Origin of the sequence: Treponema bryantii (genome assembly GCF_036492245.1) — a bacterium.
In the GTDB taxonomy this organism is placed as follows: domain Bacteria; phylum Spirochaetota; class Spirochaetia; order Treponematales; family Treponemataceae; genus Treponema_D; species Treponema_D bryantii_C.
Map to the genome: position 1 here is coordinate 2,099,791 of NZ_AP025286.1, position 17,649 is coordinate 2,117,439.

Annotated in this window: 16 protein-coding genes; 4 read left to right on the forward strand and 12 right to left on the reverse strand. The window is 38.8% G+C overall.

Annotated elements, in window-relative coordinates; translation table 11 throughout:
- The first annotated feature begins 1 nt into the window (after position 1).
- The 4 genes from AABJ44_RS09350 (at position 2) to AABJ44_RS09365 (ending at position 4,180) form a co-directional block, all read left to right on the forward strand.
- Positions 2-1,126, forward strand: coding sequence for a 3-dehydroquinate synthase (locus AABJ44_RS09350; protein ID WP_338368645.1), 1,125 nt, complete (start codon positions 2-4; stop codon positions 1,124-1,126).
- Entirely contained in the window at positions 1,127-2,272 is a 1,146-nt protein-coding gene (locus AABJ44_RS09355; protein ID WP_338368646.1) for a cysteine desulfurase family protein, read from the forward strand.
- A gap of 146 nt (positions 2,273-2,418) precedes the next feature.
- The gene (locus AABJ44_RS09360; RefSeq protein WP_338368647.1) at positions 2,419-2,832 is read left to right on the forward strand and encodes a PUR family DNA/RNA-binding protein; all 414 of its coding nucleotides are present in this window, start codon (positions 2,419-2,421) and stop codon (positions 2,830-2,832) included.
- The gene (locus tag AABJ44_RS09365) at positions 2,825-4,180 is read left to right on the forward strand and encodes an MATE family efflux transporter (protein WP_338368648.1); all 1,356 of its coding nucleotides are present in this window, start codon (positions 2,825-2,827) and stop codon (positions 4,178-4,180) included. Before AABJ44_RS09360 ends, AABJ44_RS09365 begins: the two co-directional genes overlap by 8 nt.
- Here AABJ44_RS09365 and AABJ44_RS09370 read toward each other — a convergent pair.
- The 12 genes from AABJ44_RS09370 to AABJ44_RS09425 all read right to left on the reverse strand — a co-directional run bounded on the left by AABJ44_RS09370 (position 4,170) and on the right by AABJ44_RS09425 (position 17,645).
- Positions 4,170-4,730 carry a ribonuclease HII gene (locus AABJ44_RS09370; protein ID WP_338368649.1) on the reverse strand — a complete coding sequence of 187 codons (561 nt, stop codon included), beginning with the start codon at positions 4,728-4,730 and terminating at the stop codon, positions 4,170-4,172. The two genes, AABJ44_RS09365 and AABJ44_RS09370, sit on opposite strands and share 11 nt — an antisense overlap.
- Before the next feature lie 3 nt (positions 4,731-4,733).
- Complete coding sequence (locus AABJ44_RS09375; RefSeq protein WP_338368650.1) at positions 4,734-6,857, reverse strand: hypothetical protein; 2,124 nt, start codon at positions 6,855-6,857, stop codon at positions 4,734-4,736.
- Between the two features lie 15 nt (positions 6,858-6,872).
- Positions 6,873-7,490, reverse strand: a complete 618-nt coding sequence (locus AABJ44_RS09380; RefSeq protein ID WP_074640187.1) for a phosphoribosyltransferase — start codon at positions 7,488-7,490, stop codon at positions 6,873-6,875.
- 38 nt (positions 7,491-7,528) lie between these two features.
- Entirely contained in the window at positions 7,529-8,203 is a 675-nt protein-coding gene (locus AABJ44_RS09385; RefSeq protein WP_338368651.1) for an ABC transporter permease, read from the reverse strand.
- 64 nt (positions 8,204-8,267) lie between these two features.
- Positions 8,268-9,260 carry an ABC transporter substrate-binding protein gene (locus AABJ44_RS09390; RefSeq protein ID WP_338368653.1) on the reverse strand — a complete coding sequence of 331 codons (993 nt, stop codon included), beginning with the start codon at positions 9,258-9,260 and terminating at the stop codon, positions 8,268-8,270.
- Entirely contained in the window at positions 9,257-11,839 is a 2,583-nt protein-coding gene (locus AABJ44_RS09395) for an ATP-dependent Clp protease ATP-binding subunit (RefSeq protein WP_338368654.1), read from the reverse strand. Before AABJ44_RS09395 ends, AABJ44_RS09390 begins: the two co-directional genes overlap by 4 nt.
- The gene (locus AABJ44_RS09400) at positions 11,820-12,950 is read right to left on the reverse strand and encodes a hypothetical protein (protein WP_338368655.1); all 1,131 of its coding nucleotides are present in this window, start codon (positions 12,948-12,950) and stop codon (positions 11,820-11,822) included. Before AABJ44_RS09400 ends, AABJ44_RS09395 begins: the two co-directional genes overlap by 20 nt.
- Complete coding sequence (locus AABJ44_RS09405) at positions 12,919-13,233, reverse strand: UvrB/UvrC motif-containing protein (RefSeq protein WP_074640177.1); 315 nt, start codon at positions 13,231-13,233, stop codon at positions 12,919-12,921. The genes AABJ44_RS09400 and AABJ44_RS09405 overlap by 32 nt, the downstream gene beginning before the upstream one ends.
- 21 nt (positions 13,234-13,254) lie before the next feature.
- Positions 13,255-14,571 carry an ABC transporter permease gene (locus tag AABJ44_RS09410; RefSeq protein WP_338368656.1) on the reverse strand — a complete coding sequence of 439 codons (1,317 nt, stop codon included), beginning with the start codon at positions 14,569-14,571 and terminating at the stop codon, positions 13,255-13,257.
- A complete protein-coding gene (locus tag AABJ44_RS09415; protein ID WP_338371296.1) occupies positions 14,568-15,242 on the reverse strand; it encodes an ABC transporter ATP-binding protein in 675 nt (224 codons plus the stop codon). The genes AABJ44_RS09410 and AABJ44_RS09415 overlap by 4 nt, the downstream gene beginning before the upstream one ends.
- Entirely contained in the window at positions 15,232-16,533 is a 1,302-nt protein-coding gene (locus tag AABJ44_RS09420) for an ABC transporter permease (protein WP_338368657.1), read from the reverse strand. The genes AABJ44_RS09415 and AABJ44_RS09420 overlap by 11 nt, the downstream gene beginning before the upstream one ends.
- A complete protein-coding gene (locus tag AABJ44_RS09425) occupies positions 16,530-17,645 on the reverse strand; it encodes a hypothetical protein (protein WP_338368659.1) in 1,116 nt (371 codons plus the stop codon). The genes AABJ44_RS09420 and AABJ44_RS09425 overlap by 4 nt, the downstream gene beginning before the upstream one ends.
- Positions 17,646-17,649: the final 4 nt, after the last annotated feature.

Here is a 17,649-nt window from a genome sequence, read left to right on the forward strand (position 1 = left end):
TATGAGTCAAAACAGTTTTAAAATTTCTTATCCAGCCCTTCATGCAGGCACAAACAAATCTCTTATCAAATTCATTTCTGGAACTCCAGATTTAGCAGCACTCTTTTTCGAAGGCGAAGAAGCACAGGAAACACGCCGCCGCTTTTTTGTAACTGATGCCACAGTTGCAAGTCTTGAGTGCATGCAGTCTTTTATTTCTAAATTTGATGATGGCGTTTGCGGCAAAGACTGTCTCTTAATTCTTGGCTCAGGTGAACCATATAAAACAATTGAAAGTGTATTGAATATTGTACGCGCAGCTTTTGATGCTAATTTTACACGAAAGGATATTTTCATCGGTATCGGTGGCGGTGTAATCTGTGATTTAACAGCTTTTGCTGCATCAATCTACAAACGCGGAACTTCCGTTCAGTTTGTTCCTACTACCCTTCTTGCTATGGTAGATGCATCAATCGGTGGTAAGACTGGCTGTGATTTTGAAAATTACAAAAACATAATCGGAACATTCTTCCCAGCGACAAAACTTTTCTACTTCCCGGAGTTTGTTCAGTATCTCCCAGAAAATCAGTATAACTCAGGTCTTGCAGAAGCATTTAAAACTGCTCTTCTTTTTGACAAAGAACTTTATGATATGTTTAAGAATGATGCTGATAAAATCAATTCACGAGACAGCAAAACACTTGAGAAAATCATTCATAAATGCGTAAAGGCAAAAGGAAGTATTGTTGAACAGGATTTTACAGAACAGGGAATCCGTGCATATCTCAATCTTGGACATACTTTTGGTCACGCTCTGGAAACTGTTGCCGGTCTTGGCTCAATTACTCATGGAGCGGCTGTTGCCTGGGGAATCGGCCGAGCTGTTGAACTTGCTTATAAAAAAGAATACTGCATGCAGGCATTCCGTGATGAAGTTTTTGGAATTCTCAAAGCGTATAAATGGTACACAGAGTCCGTACCATCATTTGTAAAAGGTGGTGGCTTTAGTGAACGTCTTATTACAATTATGCGCACAGACAAGAAAAACCTTTCAGAAAAAATCAGATTGATTATCTGCAAGGCAGTTACAGAAATTCAGATTGAAGAAGTTGATGAAAAACTTATAGCTTCTGTTTTGAAGGCTTAAATGGACAAAGAACATTATTTTGACTGGGCTGCAACAAGCCCTGCGGATGAAGATATTTTAAGAGAATCTCTTGAAGAAACTTTACAGTTCTGGGGAAACCCTTCCAGTACTCACGAGGTTGGAAAAAAAGCCCGTGAAGTTTTAGACGCTGCACGTAGCCGTGCCGCAAAAGCACTTGGAGTAAAACCAGAAACAGTTTATTTTACTTCAGGCGGAACAGAAAGCGATCAGATTCCCCTTCTTTCAGTTTTAACAAAACCAATGAAAGGAACTGTGCTTGTAAGTTCAATCGAGCATCCTGCAATCCGTGAACAATCAGAAGCTTTAAAAAACTGCGGCTGGAAAGTTGTTCAGATTCCAGCTGACTCTGATGGTATCATCCAGCCGGAAACCGTAGCAGGACTTATCACAAGCGATACAGTTCTTATCTGCATTATGGCAGTAAACAACGAAACTGGTGTTATCCAGCCGATTTACGAAATTGCAGATGCAATCACAAAAGCCTGCGAAGGAAAACGACGTCCAAAGTTCCATGTAGACTGCGTTCAGGCAGCAGGCAAAATCAACCTGAATCTTTCATACAAAGGAATAGACAGTGCAGCCCTGAGCTCACATAAAATCTGCGGCCCACGCGGTATCGGCATTCTTTATATGAAGGATGCCTGTGAACCGTTCTTACGTGGCGGCGGTCAGGAAAAAGGAATTCGAAGCGGAACAGAAAATGTTTTTGGTGCAGTAGCTTTTTCAAAATGTCTTGAGCGATATTACAACAAGGCAAAAGCATCTGATGCAGATCGCACAAACACCTTCATTGAAAAGCTTGCAGCTCTTCCCGGTTGTACCGTTGTTCCTCCAAGCCGCTTAGAAAAGAAGGAGTTGTTCTCTCCTTATGTTGTACAGGCAGCCTTCAAAAATATTCCAGGCAACGTAATGCTCCGTGCCCTCGACTCAAAAGGTTTTTCAATAAGCACCGGCAGCGCCTGCTCAGCAAAGAAAAACAAGCGTCCTGTCCTCGAAGCAATGCACGTAGATGCTAAGCTCCGTGAGAATGCAGTCCGTTTCAGTTTTGGTCCGCATACTACAGACAAGGCTGTGGAAGATTTATTGGCAGTTGTTGCAGAAATTAACGGTCAATTTAACCGCTAGAGCTATTTGCAATTTCTTTTACTTTGTGATAAATTACAAGAAATCGCACTAAATGCGACACAATTCATAAAATTACAAGGGAAGGTTCTTTACGTTTGTTTTTAAGGGCTCTCCCCTTTTAGATTTTTTTTATAAGGAGTTTTATTATGGGAGCACGTGGAGAACTTTTCACAACACAAATCTATCTTGAAAATCGTTCATATTTTTTCAATGTAAAAGAAAACCGTACAGGTGATGTATTTCTGCAGATTGTAGAAAGCAAGAACCGCGACGGAGTTGAAGCAGACCGTCATCAGATTGCAATTTTTGCAGAAGATATGCAGAAGTTCCTTCAGGGCCTCGAAAAATCTCTTGATTACGTTGAGAAAGACAGAAAACAGCGTCAGAAGGCAGCTAAAGAAAAGAGAGCTGAAAAAGATGCTAAATATGGTGCTGGTAAAAAAGTTTACCGCGTAAAATCAGAAAAAGGCGAAAAAACTGAAAAGCGTGCCGACGATGGAATTAAAAGAACAGGAAAAGTAATTCACATCGTAAGTAAAAAATCTACTGATAATGAATAACGAAGCAAAAGCATTTTATAAAGATTTACGAAACGTCGTCCAGCCGATGGCGATTCAGAATCTTATTTCCGCAGCCGTAAACTCTGCCGATGTAATCATGCTTGGTTACATTGGACAAACGGCTATCGCAGCGTCTTCCTTAGCCGGAAACGTTGCGTTTATTCTTTTTATGATTTCAACAGGACTTTCATCCGGGCTTGTTATGCTCGGAGCACAGTACTGGGGAAAGAAAGATACCGAATCAATCAAAACCCTTCTTGGAATTGGGCTTAGAATCTGCTGTACTGTAGAAATCATAATTGCCCTTATTGCAGCCTTTTATCCTCGTATCCTTATGCTGATATTTACACAGGATGAAACACTCATTACTGAAGGCTGTAAATATCTCAGGGCAGCAAGTTTTTCTTATGTCTGCCTTTCTTTTTCTCAGATGTTCCAGGCAGGCTTTAAGAGTATTGAACGTGTAAAAATCGTAACAATCACTTCAACAACAAGTCTCTTTTTGAACATCGGCTTAAATGCAGTTTTCATTTTTGGACTTTTCGGAGTTCCTAAAATGGGAATTACAGGAGTTGGTATTGCGACCTCTATTGCCCGCTTTATCGAAATGGTAATCTGCTTTATTTATGCAGGCCGCCAGAAAGATGTTCGTTTTTCTGTTACCTGTATGTTCCGAAGAAATGCATTTCTTACAAGAGACTTCTTCCGTTACTCATTGCCAGCTGTAGGAAACGAGCTTGTATGGGGTGCAGCATTTGCTATGTACTCTGTGATTATGGGACATCTTGGAGAAGATATTGTTGCAGCAAACTCCGTTGTAAACACTGTACGCCAGCTTGGTTCTGTCCTTTGTTTTGGTATGGCTTATGGTGGAGCAATCGTACTTGGAAAATATATGGGTGCCGGAGACATGGATGTAGCAGAACGCAATGCAAGTCGCCTTGCCAGAGTAACAATTCTTTCTGGTGTGCTTGGAGCTGTACTTCTGATTTGTCTCTACCCTGTTCTACCGTTTATTGCAGATCTTAACGAAACTGCCGCTCATTACAGAAACGTTCTTCTTTTCATCAATGCAGTTTCTCTGATTGGAGCTTCAATCAATACGGTTTTGATTTGTGGTATTTTCCGTGCCGGTGGTGATTCAAAGTTCGGCTTTGTTGCAGACAGTATAAACATGTGGGCAGTTTCGGTTCCACTTGGTTTGATTGCAGCCTTTGTTCTTAAACTTCCACCGCTCTGGGTATACTTTGTTTTGTATCTTGATGAGTTTGAAAAGATGCCTTTTGTAATCAGACATTACTTTAAGAAAGGCTGGTTACGTAATATTACCCGCGACCTTAATACTTAAATGTAAGTCTCTGGATCGGTGATGGTCCAATCTTATGACAGATTTCCCGATGCGCTTTTGTAGGATACCCTTTGTGTTTTGCATAACCGTACTCGGGATATTTTTTGTCCATTTCAAGCATTAAGCGGTCACGGCAGGTTTTAGCAAGAATACTTGCCGCCATTACGCAGGGATATTTTCCGTCAGCCTTAGGCTCACAGCGGCATTCAATCGGCACATCCGGGCAGCGGGTGCCGTCGGTGATTCCGGAAATTTCTTCCAGCTTCAACTCCGGCGATTTTTTCAGCATATCTTCAAACGCAAGTTTCATTGCGAGCATGCTTGCTTCAAGAATATTTATTTCGTCAATTTTTTTATGATCAACCATGGCAATTCCCCAGAAGGCTTTTTCTTTGATTACAGATTCAGCCGCCGCACGTTTTTTTTCAGAAAGTTTTTTAGAGTCGTTTAAGATTTCAACTGGAAAGTCATCCGGGAGAATCACAGCGGCGGCGCACACGGGTCCTGCTAAAGGACCTCTGCCCGCCTCATCAAAACCTGCGTATAACACAGACTAAAATCCCTGTACGGAATTCTTTTCTTCCGTAAGCTTAGTAGCTTTGTTTACATAAAGAGGAACAGTCTTGCTGGTAGTATTTACAAGATTTGCCTTGAACTTATTTTCCTTAAAACTTGCAGTAACTCCAAACAATTCTGCAATACGTCCATTACCACCAGTTACCATAAACTCATTATTCTGAGCAGCTATATTTCCACCATTAGCAGAAATTACAACACTGGTATCAGCATTAGTATTGATAGACGATTTCTTTATTGAAATACGTGATTTAACTGCAGAAATAAATGAAGCATAAGATACTGCATTTGCAGCAGCAATAGTATCAGAAATATTTATAATTGAATTGCTTGCATCAATTACAGTTCCGTTTCTTGCAAATTCAGTTCCTATGATGCAGTCCTTCATAGTAAGTACAGAATTTTCCAGTTTAATAAGTGGAACAATTGATTTCTTAGTGAGTTCAGCAACATTAGTAATTCTACAATCAGAAAGTTCTAAGGTAGATGCTTTTACAACAAGAGAACCATCAGGACCAAATTTAAGTCTTGCATCGCCGCCATTTATAATTTCAAAATTTGCAGATACATTGTATGCTTCGTTAATTCTCATTTCACCTTTTACATTAAGCTTAACAACGCGCTGCTTTAACAACGGTTCTGCTAACTGCTTAAAATCTGTAAAAGGATGCTTGTAGGTACCATCTGCACCTTCAGGGATTCCCGATGCATCAAAATAATAATTTGACTGATCAATAACAACAGCAAACTCAATCGGGCTGCTGGCATTATCATCAATTTTTGAATAAGCTGCAACTTTATAATAAACAGGATTCAATCCATTTTGTGTCCATCTTAAACTGAAACTATCACCCTTAACTTTTTTATAAGCGCCAAGTGTAACAGTCTTAAATATAGGATCATCTGCGGTATAGGAAATTTCAGTTTCCTCTAAGTTCAGAGGTTCGCTCAATGCAATATATAAATCAGAACCTTTAGCACCAGTAATTTTGATATCTACAACTCCGCGGGAAACAAAGCCCTCTGCATTAGTTTTAATAACTGGAATTTGCGGAGCTCTGCGGTTGATATTGTATGAAACAGAAAGTTTCCCCTGATAAACAGAATTTGCAAGAACTCCAAGAATCAGATTGCCAGAAACTGCATCACCGTAAAAAGCATCAATTCCAACATTCTGAAAAAGTTCAGAATAAGTTCCGTCCGCATTCATTATGCTTAATGCATAAGAATCATCTCCGCGCAATGAATATACAATCGTTCCATCATCAGCTTCGTTCCTTATAATTTCCGGCTTAGGAGGAAGTACAAAGAACTCAATAGGATTTCCGGCATCGTATTCAAGCGGCTGCCATGAAATCATATGACTGACAGAACGATCCAGTTTTACAGGTTCTGTTGGAAGTCCCCAGTATTCTGAATCAATTTTATAAATCTGATCAATATCTGTAAAAGTAATTGTATCCCAGTCAGAAATCTCAAAAGGCACATCACGGCGACTGTATACACCAGCAGATTGCGGAAAAGTTTTTATAATAAATCTGTATTTTACATCTCGTTCTTTATCCAGAATTGTACAAGGAATATAACGGGATAATACACAACTTGGAGAAAGACGCAGAGTGCGCGCAGCCATGAAATTTTCAGGAAGATTTGTATCTGAAGAAAGTCCCAGATAAAACATAAAATCAGAAGGAATTTCAAGTTCACTTCCAGAACTGTAATTTAAAATTCCTCCATCAAAGAAAGTCTGAACAAAATCTTTATAGGAAGTACCTGAACCATTGTCAGACTTTACTTTATAAGAAACAGAATATTTTTCTTTTTTACCTTCCGGTGTAATTCTTGTAACATTTACCTGAATATCACCGTCAACATCCAGAAGCACCGGTCCATCATAAGCAAAACCGAATGTTTCTGGATCTGCACCGTCTACTGAATAGAAAAAGTCTCCGCCATCTGAATTATCAATTACAAGCATCTGCCTGTTTGCCCATGCTCCTTCAACAGGAGACAAAAGTTTAATTTCAGCCCAAAGAGGCAAACCAAAAGAAGCAACAAAACTGATAAAGCAAAACTGCAAAAACTTTTTCATCTTATTCAAAGCTAACTCCAAAAGCTAAGATTCAAGGAAAGGTCCAAGAATATCACGAAGCTCAGGATCCTGAGAATAATAATTCTTCTCAAGTTCTTCTTTTGAAAGTCCTACAAGCTCGTGGCTCATATAATGAATCCAGCGGTTTTCATCTGGTGTATTGATTACAAACTTACGGCAGAAATAATCCGGCTGAATTGGAAGCTGTTCTTTCTGATAAGTAAAATACTTATAATCATGAACAACAACTTTGATATCTTCACGTGGCATACCGCGACTGTTGATAAGAGTCTCAACCAATGAATTGATTGTACGTCCAGAATCAAAAATATCATCAACTAAAAGAATCTTATCTCCCGGACGAAGATTCTCTGGAGGATAAGTCCAGCCATCAATAAAAACTTTTGTGTGCTGAGCAACATCTGAATATGAACGTGCTACTACTCCTGCGTACAAAACAGGATGAAATTTCTCTCTCTTACTGATAATTTTAAAATACTCACTGATAACGTTTGCCATGTAAGCGCCGCCACGAAGAGAACAGTAAATTACATCTGGAATAAAACCATCTTTATAGATTTTATGAGCCAGTTTAAGCGCATCGTTTCTGACAACGTCATACGGTAAAAATTCTTTAATCATTCTAAAACCTCAAAAATAACACCTTGTATATCATTAAATTATAATGCTTTTTGGAGTTTTTTACTACTGATTTTTTTAATGCCCCACTGGCATAAAGAACTGAAAATAATCAATGCACAGGTTATTGCAAGGACATCGGCTGTTTCCAGATGTACCTGAGCTTTTTGCATAAGAGTTCCTGTAGCATAGCGAGGTACACTTAAAACTTCACCGGCAGCAACGACCTTCCAGCATAAGCCGAATACAGATTCTGCTCCTGCAATAATTGAAGGACTTGCAGAAGGTAATCTGATATATCTGAATGCCTTAAAGCCGGTAAAACCATAACAACCGGCCTTAAAAAGTTTTTCCATATTTTCAGGATTTTTTTCAAAACCTTTTTCGCAGGCAGTTATCATTACAGGAAGTGACATTAAGACTCCAGCAACAACAGGAACCATTCCAGATTTAAACCAGAATAATGTGATTAAGATAAAGGCAACAACTGGAGTTATACGAATAACTGCAAGTGGAAATCTCAGAAAAGATTTAATGGCTGGAAAATCTGCTGCTAAAAGCCCGGCAAAAAATCCTATTACTAAAGAAATAATGAAAGCATATAAAACACGCAGAAAAGTAAATAAAAAACTTTTCCAGAAAACAACAGTTCCGGTAAGCTCAAAAAGTCTTAGCAGAACTGTATGCGGATATGGAAGAATAAGCGGAGCCTTCATAAAAAAGGCGACCGCATACCATAGAATTAGAAGTATAATTGGAGATAAGATTAGACTAAGGATTCTATTTTGTTTTTTGTCCATAGTAAAAGTTTTTATCCGGAAGCTTTCCACCAATAGATGTCTTATCACACTTCAGGAAAATTGAAAGCATTTCTTCAATCTGTTTCTTTGCTTTATCAGCAGGAATGTAAACATAATTTGAAACAGGAATTGCTTTTGTTACTATAACAGCAGCAAGTCCAAGTTCTGCTTTTTCAGTAAGTTTTCCAGCTTCAACAGGATTTGCAATTGTCCAGGAAACAGATTTTTCATATTCAGAAAGGAAGACTTCAAAAAGTTCTTTATTCTCTTTTGCAAAATCTGCACGAACTACCATTACAGAAAGCGGATAAATTTCTTTTGAACCGCTTAACTCAAGATATTCTTTTTGAAGATCTAAAGCTGCTTTTACACTGTCGGATTTTATCTGTGCGATTGTAGCAAATGGCTCTGGAACTACAGCATATTCAATTTTTCCAGAAATCATCTGAGCTGCAATCTGTGCTGTCGGAATAGAAAAATCCAGCTTTACGTCTGCAGTTTTTCCATCACTTGAATAAGAGAGTTTGTTTTCATCCAGAATGTAACGGAACATATATTCTGGAGTTGCTCCCTGTCCTGCTACATATACAGTTTTTTTCTTTAAATCTGTAAAACGCTTAATCTCTGTATTTGTAGTAATAAGGCTCAGATTTCCTTTACCTGTAACTGCACACAAAAACAAAGCTTTGTTTCCGGAATTGTAAACTTTAGCTGCAACATTCACAGGCATAAAACCGATATCTACTTCTTTTTTAATTAACTTTGGAAGTAAAGCCTGTGGGTCGGCAAACTTTTCAAAACTAAGGTCAGCTGATTTTTCGCCGGCAGTTACAGTCTTATTGTTTTCAATCATGTATGCAGCCGGTATACAGGTTGGTCCATTTAAGACGCCCACATGAATTACTGACTCATCTGCAAATAAGCTGATTGCACTGAAGATTACTGAGGTAATCAACAATCCGATTTTTTTCATATTCTCTCCTTCACTGCAACTACAGGAACTTTGTCTTCTGTTTTTTCCAGATGAACTTTGATTTTTCCTGAATTGCATTCTATTGTTACTGTATTATAATCTTTTCTGGTATTAGAGAGAAGTTCCATAGAAAGAGGATCTTCAATCTCCTTTCGGATGAGTCTCTTCATTGGACGAGCACCCATTGCAGGATTATAGCCGTTTTCAATAAGGTATTCCTTAGCTTTTGGCTTAAGGCTGATTGTAAGACCTTTTTCTGCAAGGCGTTCACCAAGTTCTGCAAGCTGTATATCGAGAATCTTAGAAACTTCTTTCTTTGAAAGTGCATCAAATACAATAACATCATCAATACGGTTTATGAGTTCAGGACTTAAAAGTTTTTTAAGCTCATTCATTGCACCCGCTTTGATTTCTTCGTACGGCATAACTCCGTCCAGAGTTCCAAAGCCAACACGACCTTCATTTGTAATCTGACGGGCACCAGCATTACTTGTCATAATGATTACAGTATTGCGGAAGTTTACAGTGTGGCCGAGATTATCCGAAAGCTCACCTTCTTCAAGAAGCTGTAAAAGCAGATTGAAAATATCTGGATGTGCTTTTTCAATTTCATCAAGTAATACAACTGAATATGGATGACGGCGAACTTTTTCTGTAAGCACACCACCCTCTTCGTAACCAACGTATCCTGGAGGTGCTCCAACAAGGCGGCTCGCAGTATGCTTTTCCATATAGTCAGACATATCAATTCTGATTAACGACTCTTCGCTTCCAAAAAGATATTTAGCAAGAGCCTTAGCAAGCTGAGTTTTACCGACACCTGTAGGTCCAAGGAAAATAAAACTACCGACTGGATGTTTAGGAGAAGATATACCGGCACGTGCACGGCGAATTGCACCGCTGATTACACTTACGGCACTGTTCTGTCCAATTACAGTATTGTGAAGTTCATCTTCCATGTGAACGATACGCTCAGCTTCTGATGAAGAAAGACGCTCGACAGGAACACCTGTCATCTCACTGATAATATGTTCTACATCAGAAACTGTAACACGCTTTGTACCAGTGCTTCCGTTTTTCTTCCAGAGATCTGTATATACATTCAGACGACGTTTGAGATCAATAACTTTATCTCGTACAAGAGCAGCACTTTCATAATCCTGATTTTTTACAAGTGCAGTCTTTTCTTCTATCAATTGACTGATATTCTGTTCAAGTTCAGCAAGTTCAGCTGGACGTGCTTCTTCCTGAATTTTTTTAGCAGCTCCAGCTTCATCAAGAATATCAATAGCCTTATCAGGAAGAACTTTCTCAGGAATATAGCGACGGCTAAGCTTTACGATTGCAGGAACAACAGCATCATCATAAACTACCCTATGGTAGTTTTCATATTTTGTTTTAATGCCATTAAGAATCTCTTCTGTTTCCTGATCTCCCGGTTCTTCAACCTTAACAACCTGGAAGCGTCGTTCAAGTGCAAGATCCTTTTCAATATGACGGGTATATTCCTTTGTTGTAGTTGCACCAATTATCTGAATCTCACCGCGTGAAAGAGCCGGTTTCATGATGTTTGAAGCATCCATAGTTCCTTCCGGACCACCTGCTCCAATGATTGTATGAAGTTCGTCGATAAAGAGGATGATGTCTTTATTATCCTGAAGCTCCTTCATCATCTTTTTCATGCGCTCTTCAAACTCACCGCGGTACTTAGTACCTGCAACAATTGCAGCAAGATCAAGCGATAAAATACGTTTATTCAAAAGGCCTTCCGGAACTTTTCCTGCGGCAATGTGCTGAGCGAGTCCTTCTACAATTGCAGTTTTTCCAACGCCTGGTTCTCCAGTAAGAACAGGATTATTTTTAGTTCGGCGAGAAAGAATCTGAATTACGCGATGGATTTCCTTATCGCGTCCAACAACAGGATCATCTTTATTTTCGCGCGCAAGTTTTGTAAGGTCGCGGCTGTATTCTGCAAGGAATGACTGCTTCTGTCCGGCATTAGATTTATCAATTGGCTGCTTTCTTTCTGATTTTTTTTCATCAAAAACACCAAAAAGCCCGCCACCGGCATCGTCATTTAAGAGACTTCTGAAAACAGAATCAACAAGACTCTCTGCATCCTTCTGTCGGATTGAAGAACCGACATCTGCCTGAAGTTCCATCATAGTAAATCGGGCATCCATAATTGTGTAGCCTTCATCTGCAAAGAACTTTGCAGTAACACTACCTTCATCACGAATAGCTGCAAGCAGAAGATGTTCAGTACCAATATAATTATTATGTAAAGCAGAAGATTCAATATCTGCTATATCAATCAAAAACTGATAACGTCGACTCTTTGGAATTGAGTCGAGAGTTGGATTCCGGATATCATCACGGAAAAAAGTTTCAATTGCTGTTTCGAGCTTAGATGAATCAAGTCCCAGCTCTGAAATTGCAGAATATCCAAGACCTTCCTTTGATTTCAAAATTGCGAGAACAACATGCTCTGGTAAAAGCTGTGTGCTTCCGATTTTTCTGGCTTCATCCTGTGCCAGTACCATCAAGATTTTTTTTGCTCTAGGAGACAGGTTTTTCATTAACGATTCCCTCAAAGGCCTGCTGAATTACAATTGTCCTGAGTCTTTTGATCTGCAAAGCACTGCTGGCCTTAATATCCTCTTCAAAGGTAAAGGCAAAATTGTCGCAAAGGTATTTGAGATGACCATCCTTAACACGGTAATAAAGTCCGTTCAGTTCGGTCTCCGTAATTCCCTTTACAAGCTTGAGCTGAAGTCCCCATTTAACGGCAGATATAATACTTACTGCTTCTTCATACGAAAGCAGCAGTGAATACATTGCACGGGCGTAGCTTTGCTTAAAAAAATTCAAGACTACTGTAGGATTATTATCGGCAAAATTTGACCGAATCTTGCGTTCCTTTTTTAAAATAACGCTTGCAATCGAGTGAATTCCGGCCATCTGATCAAGTTCAGTTCCTTCTGCGCAGCTGGTAGTTGTAATATCAAAAAGGCAGTTTGAAAAATCAGCCAGCTGTTCACTCTTAAAAACTGGCTTTATAGACATTTTTTTTGAATGTACAAGGCTCACAATAGATTCAAACTGACCGGAAAGCACTATAGACGGCAGAAAACCCCGTACACTGAACTTTAAGCCGGTTCCACAATCCTTAATCTGACTTGTAAGGTATCCAAAATCAATACTTGCTGCAAACTGGAGCTTTTCCTGAAGAAATTCGTCTGTTTTATAGACCTTTTCCATTGCTTTTTCACAGTCCAGGCCTGAAACAAACGATGAAACTTTTATATGATCTATACCATTTACAAGACAAATGGAACTTTCATCACCATAATTGATTACCGCAGCTCCACATTCTTCATCAAGAATATTTTTATCCTGTAAAATCTGTTTTCCGGGCTCCGAAATCTGAGACATATCAATAAAACGCCAGTTTTCAGCACCAGAAAAGGCATCATAAACTAAAGATTGAACACGCGCTTTATCATCTGCGCTCATTTTTGAAGGAAAAGGAAAATCTGCAAGATTTCTGGAAATTCGAGCCCTTGTAGAAATAACTACATCATCATATTTTCCAGGCATTGAAAACCAGACATTTTCACCGGCAGTACCAGCTGCACTGCCCGTTTTTTTTTCTGAATTACTGTTGTCCGTCTTTGATTTCCGTGCCATGATTCAAAACCTTTAGATAATCGCGATATAAAGCAGCCTTTTCGTAATCTTCTGCTGCTACAGCTTCTTCAAGCTTAATCTGCATTGTCATGCGGTCAACTAGTGTAGAACGGTAGCCCTTCAGGCGTTTTGGTAGAGAGCCCTTATACTCTCCTGAAATTCCGTAAGTTTCCAGAGTCGCACGGAATTCCTCTGCAAAGGTGTAATAACACTCTGCACAGCCAATTCTTTGAGACTTTACGATCTGATCAAAGGTGCATCCGCACACCGAACAACACTTCATAACGCCCACCCTCCCGTTCGATTAATTCTTTCTCAATATATCGAGCGGTTTTTCACGACCAGCTTTTCGTGCAGGAATATAAGAAACCAGCACTGAAAGAATCAAAACTGATACGGATATAAGGATAATCTGAATTCCAGGAATTTCAACTGGAATTTCAGATAAATAATAGGCAGGATCCATAAGATGGATTTCTCCGCCCCCACCCATAGCAGAAATCAAATTCACAAGACTTTCAAGCCCATGAACAATCTGATTTGAAAAAACTGTAAGAATTATACCGATTGGAAGCCCAATTACAAGCCCCCCGGCTCCACAGGCAAGAGCTGCAGTCAAGAATGCAAGAGTAATTCCCCGAGGCTTTGCTCCGATACTTTTCAATATTGCAATTTCTTTCTGGCGTTCCATAACAAGCATTACAATAGCTGAAGAAATATTTATAGTTGCCACAAGAACAATGAGCATCATAACAAATACAAGCATTACTTTTGTTGATGAAAAGTTTTCAAACTCTGCTGTATGAATCTGGTCCCAGCGGTAAACATTTGCATAACGCCCGAAGTTTCCGGCAAGTTTTTTTTGAATGGAAACAAGATTTGGAGAAAAAGCATCTTCTGTTTCGAACATTACATTATAAGAAGCACTTTCCATTGAAAGTGAGTTATAAGCAGCTTCAATTGGAATAAATACCCAGAACTGATCCAGTTCCTGATATCCTGAAGAAACTACTGCCGCAACAGTAAAGGACGTAAGCTTTGGAACAATTTTATCACCGGCAGTTCTTGTAGTTATAACACGGAAAGCATCACCTGCATGAAGTTCAAGTTCCTCGGCAAGTTTTTTTCCTATTACAGCAGGGGATCTTTTTGCACTTTCATCTGGAGATATAAAAGCATTAAGTTCACCTTCACAAACTTCAAACAATGAATTAAAAGATTTATTTCTCTTAAAGATGTCTTTCTCTATGGCACGGAGTTCTATACCACTTCGGCCATTTTTACCGGCTGCAATTGCAGAAATCTCTACTTCCGGATATACACCGGTTACTCCCCGTACTTCACCTGCCTCATCAGCATATTCTATAAAATCTTCTGCACTCTGAACCTTACTGATACCCGGTGCAACATAAGCCTGGATGTGAGATGAAGACAGTCCTATAATTCGCTGCGTCATTCCGTCTATCATGCCGTTAGTAATTGAAGTTACTACAACAAGAGGAACAATACTTAAACCAATACACAGCACTGCTCCAAAAAGACTTCTTCGTGCAACAGACTTCTTTTCAGATTTAGGGAAAATCAGGCTTTTTGCAAATTTCAAGGAATATGAAAAAATCATTTAAGTCTTCCCTCTACAATACTGAACTGATGGTCTGCATTTGCAGCAAGCTTCATATCATGAGTTACAAGGATTAAAGTCTTTTTATATTTATCTGCCATTGAGAAAAGAAGACTGCCGATTTTTTCTGCATTTGCAGGGTCCAGATTTCCTGTAGGTTCATCAGCAAGAATCAGGCTAGGATCATTTATAAGGGCACGTGCAACAGCAACTCTCTGACGTTCACCACCAGAAAGCTGAGATGGAAGGTGATCCTTTCTTTCTGCAACTCCAACATCATTCAAAAGCTGAGTTGCACGTTCAATTGCATCCTTTTTTGGTAAGCCTGCAATCAATGCCGGCATGTAAACATTTTCAAGTGCTGTAAAATCTTTGAGAAGGTAATGAAACTGAAAAATCAGACCAAGGAAATTAGAACGGTATTCAGACATTTTTGCTTCAGTCAGAGAAGTTACTTCCCATTCACCGGCTGTTACAGTTCCGCTTGTGGCATTATCAATTCCACCGATAATATTCAGCAGGGTACTTTTTCCACTACCGCTCTCACCTACTACAGCAATTTTAGAACCTTCCTCAACATTAAGATTCAGGCCCTTAAGAACTGTGAGACGTTCACTGTCTGTTACATAAACCTTTTCAAGATTTTTTATTGTAAGGATATTACTCATTATGAAGTACCTCCGAAACTGTCATTTTCAAAACATTTTTACTTGCAGCAAGTGAAGCAATAAGCGGTGAAAGAATTCCAAAAAGGGTTATTGCTGTAACTTCTCCTGGAAAAACACGTGCTGGTATTGTTGCATAAAGATTATAAGAAGAATTAACCTGTACATACTGAAGATTCTGTCTGTCTGTAATTGCAGTGACTAAATATTGAATTGCATACATCAATTTTGCAGCAGCAGTAAATACAACATCTGTATTCAAACTGATAATAAGACCTAGCAAAACTCCAACAAGAGCACCGAGAGTTCCCATAATAAATCCACGCATTATAAAGATTGCCTTTATTCCAGATTTACGTGCTCCCAGGGCAGACAATACTGCAATTTCTGTTCGGCGCTCAAAAACAAGACGGCGCATACCGTTATAAATATTTATTGCAACGACAACAAAAATAAGTGCTACTAAAAGCAGCAGCATATTCTTTTCAATTCGCAAAGCACCAAAGAAAGTCCGGTTAAAGTTTCTCCATGAAAGGAAATTGATTTGAGGAAGTTCTTTTTTAAGAGAAGAAATCGCACGTAAATCTCCATCATATTTATGAAGTTTAATTCCCCAGATTTTTTTAGCAGAACTTCCGAAATATTTCTTAGCAGCTTCTGTACCGACAAAAGCATATGAATTATTTATTTCTGCATAGCCGGTAGTAAAAATGCCGCGAACTGTAAAAATTCTATCGGAAGAAAAAAGTTCTACATCACTTCCACCACTCATTACGAGCAGGTTTACAGAACTTCCAACACGAACACCTAGATTCCGTGCCAGAGAACTTCCTAATATTATTGAATCAGAATCAGAAAAATCAAAAGCTCCGGAAAGCATTTTTAGCTGCTTTCTAAAGCCTTCATCTTCGTAGTAAATTGCTTCATCAGCAGCACGAACATTAACGGCAACTGCTCCACCTTTTTCGCCAGTCATTAAAACCTGAGACTCATAAAAAGGAACACAGGCTGCAACATGCTTATCTTCAGCACAAACAGAAATCAGATTCTTTTCTAAATGCTCTGGCACATCTACTGCACGTAGATGATATGACGAAACCTCCAGAATTGCATCTATAAAGCTCATCTGAAAACCATTCATAATGCTCATTACAACAGTAAGTGTCATAACACCAAAGCAGATACCAAGAGTCGCAAGTCTTGAAGTAACTGCAGAACGTCCCTTTCTGTCTACACGGGCAAAGCGTCTGGAAACTGCGGAAATCCATCTGATTTGTGTAATTAAGTTCTTTTTCAATTTCCTTCTCCAACTCTTTCGTAAACCTTTGTTCTGAATAAGCGACCGTTATTATAATATTCATCACGAAGGCGGAAGTCATCTTCATAATAAGTTATGACAGAAAAAACGGAATCAAAATATATTCTGGTTAAATAAGTTCCTTTTTTCTTTGTATATTGTTTCTGCATTTTTAATACATCATTCTCAAAATACTTTGAATCTGGTGGAATTGGAGCTGTATTATCTGTAGCGTTTTCAGTTGTATCTTCAGCATCCTTTTCGTTATTCAGTTCATCTGTATTTGTATAATTATATTCATATCTTTTTGAAAAAAGGACAGGCTTATTTTCGTAAACAGAATCCTTATAAGAGTATTCCTTCTGTTCGTCTTTTAGAATACGATTCTGTTCATCATAAAACCAGTTTCTTTCCATAACCAGATATCTTTTTTCATCCTTCAAAATATACTTCACAGAAGCAACAGGTGATGAATCTGAATTATAATTTACAGTTTCAACATCAGTATCTGTAAGAATATCCTTCTTAATAACTTTTCCTGTCTCTTCTGAATAAACAAATATCTCGCTACGAAGTTTCTTTGCATCTGACGCAGAAGCAATTTTCCACTCTTCTTCTTTTACAAGCTGATAATCATTATTGTAAAAATTTCTGACAACATTTCCGTCTGCAGAATGAATTATAATAAGCCCGTCCTCTGTATATTGCGGCATGAGAATTTCATTATTGTATTCAAAGAATCTCATTTCATTGTTTTTTCCAATGAAAACTTTTTCTTCAGTCTGAGTTTCTTCTGATTCAGCAGACTCTTCTGTCTCTGAAACTTCAGGCGGTATTTCGTCAATCTTATATTCTGTCAGAGAGTCTTCCATCTTAGAAAGTTCTTCTGCAATTCGCTCTTCTTCAATATGCATCAAAAGCTCTTCTACCCAGGAAGCGTCATCTTCTGCAGGACTGTAAAAAGAATACAATTCCTCATCTGATTTTTCTTTGGCAGAGTTTTCTACATCAGTCTGCTGTCCGCGTTTTTTACAGGAAACAAACAAAGTCGCCAGCAGCAGAAAAATCAGAGAAAATAAAAAACTTTGTCTCAGAATAAAACGTGCGTTCATTGAC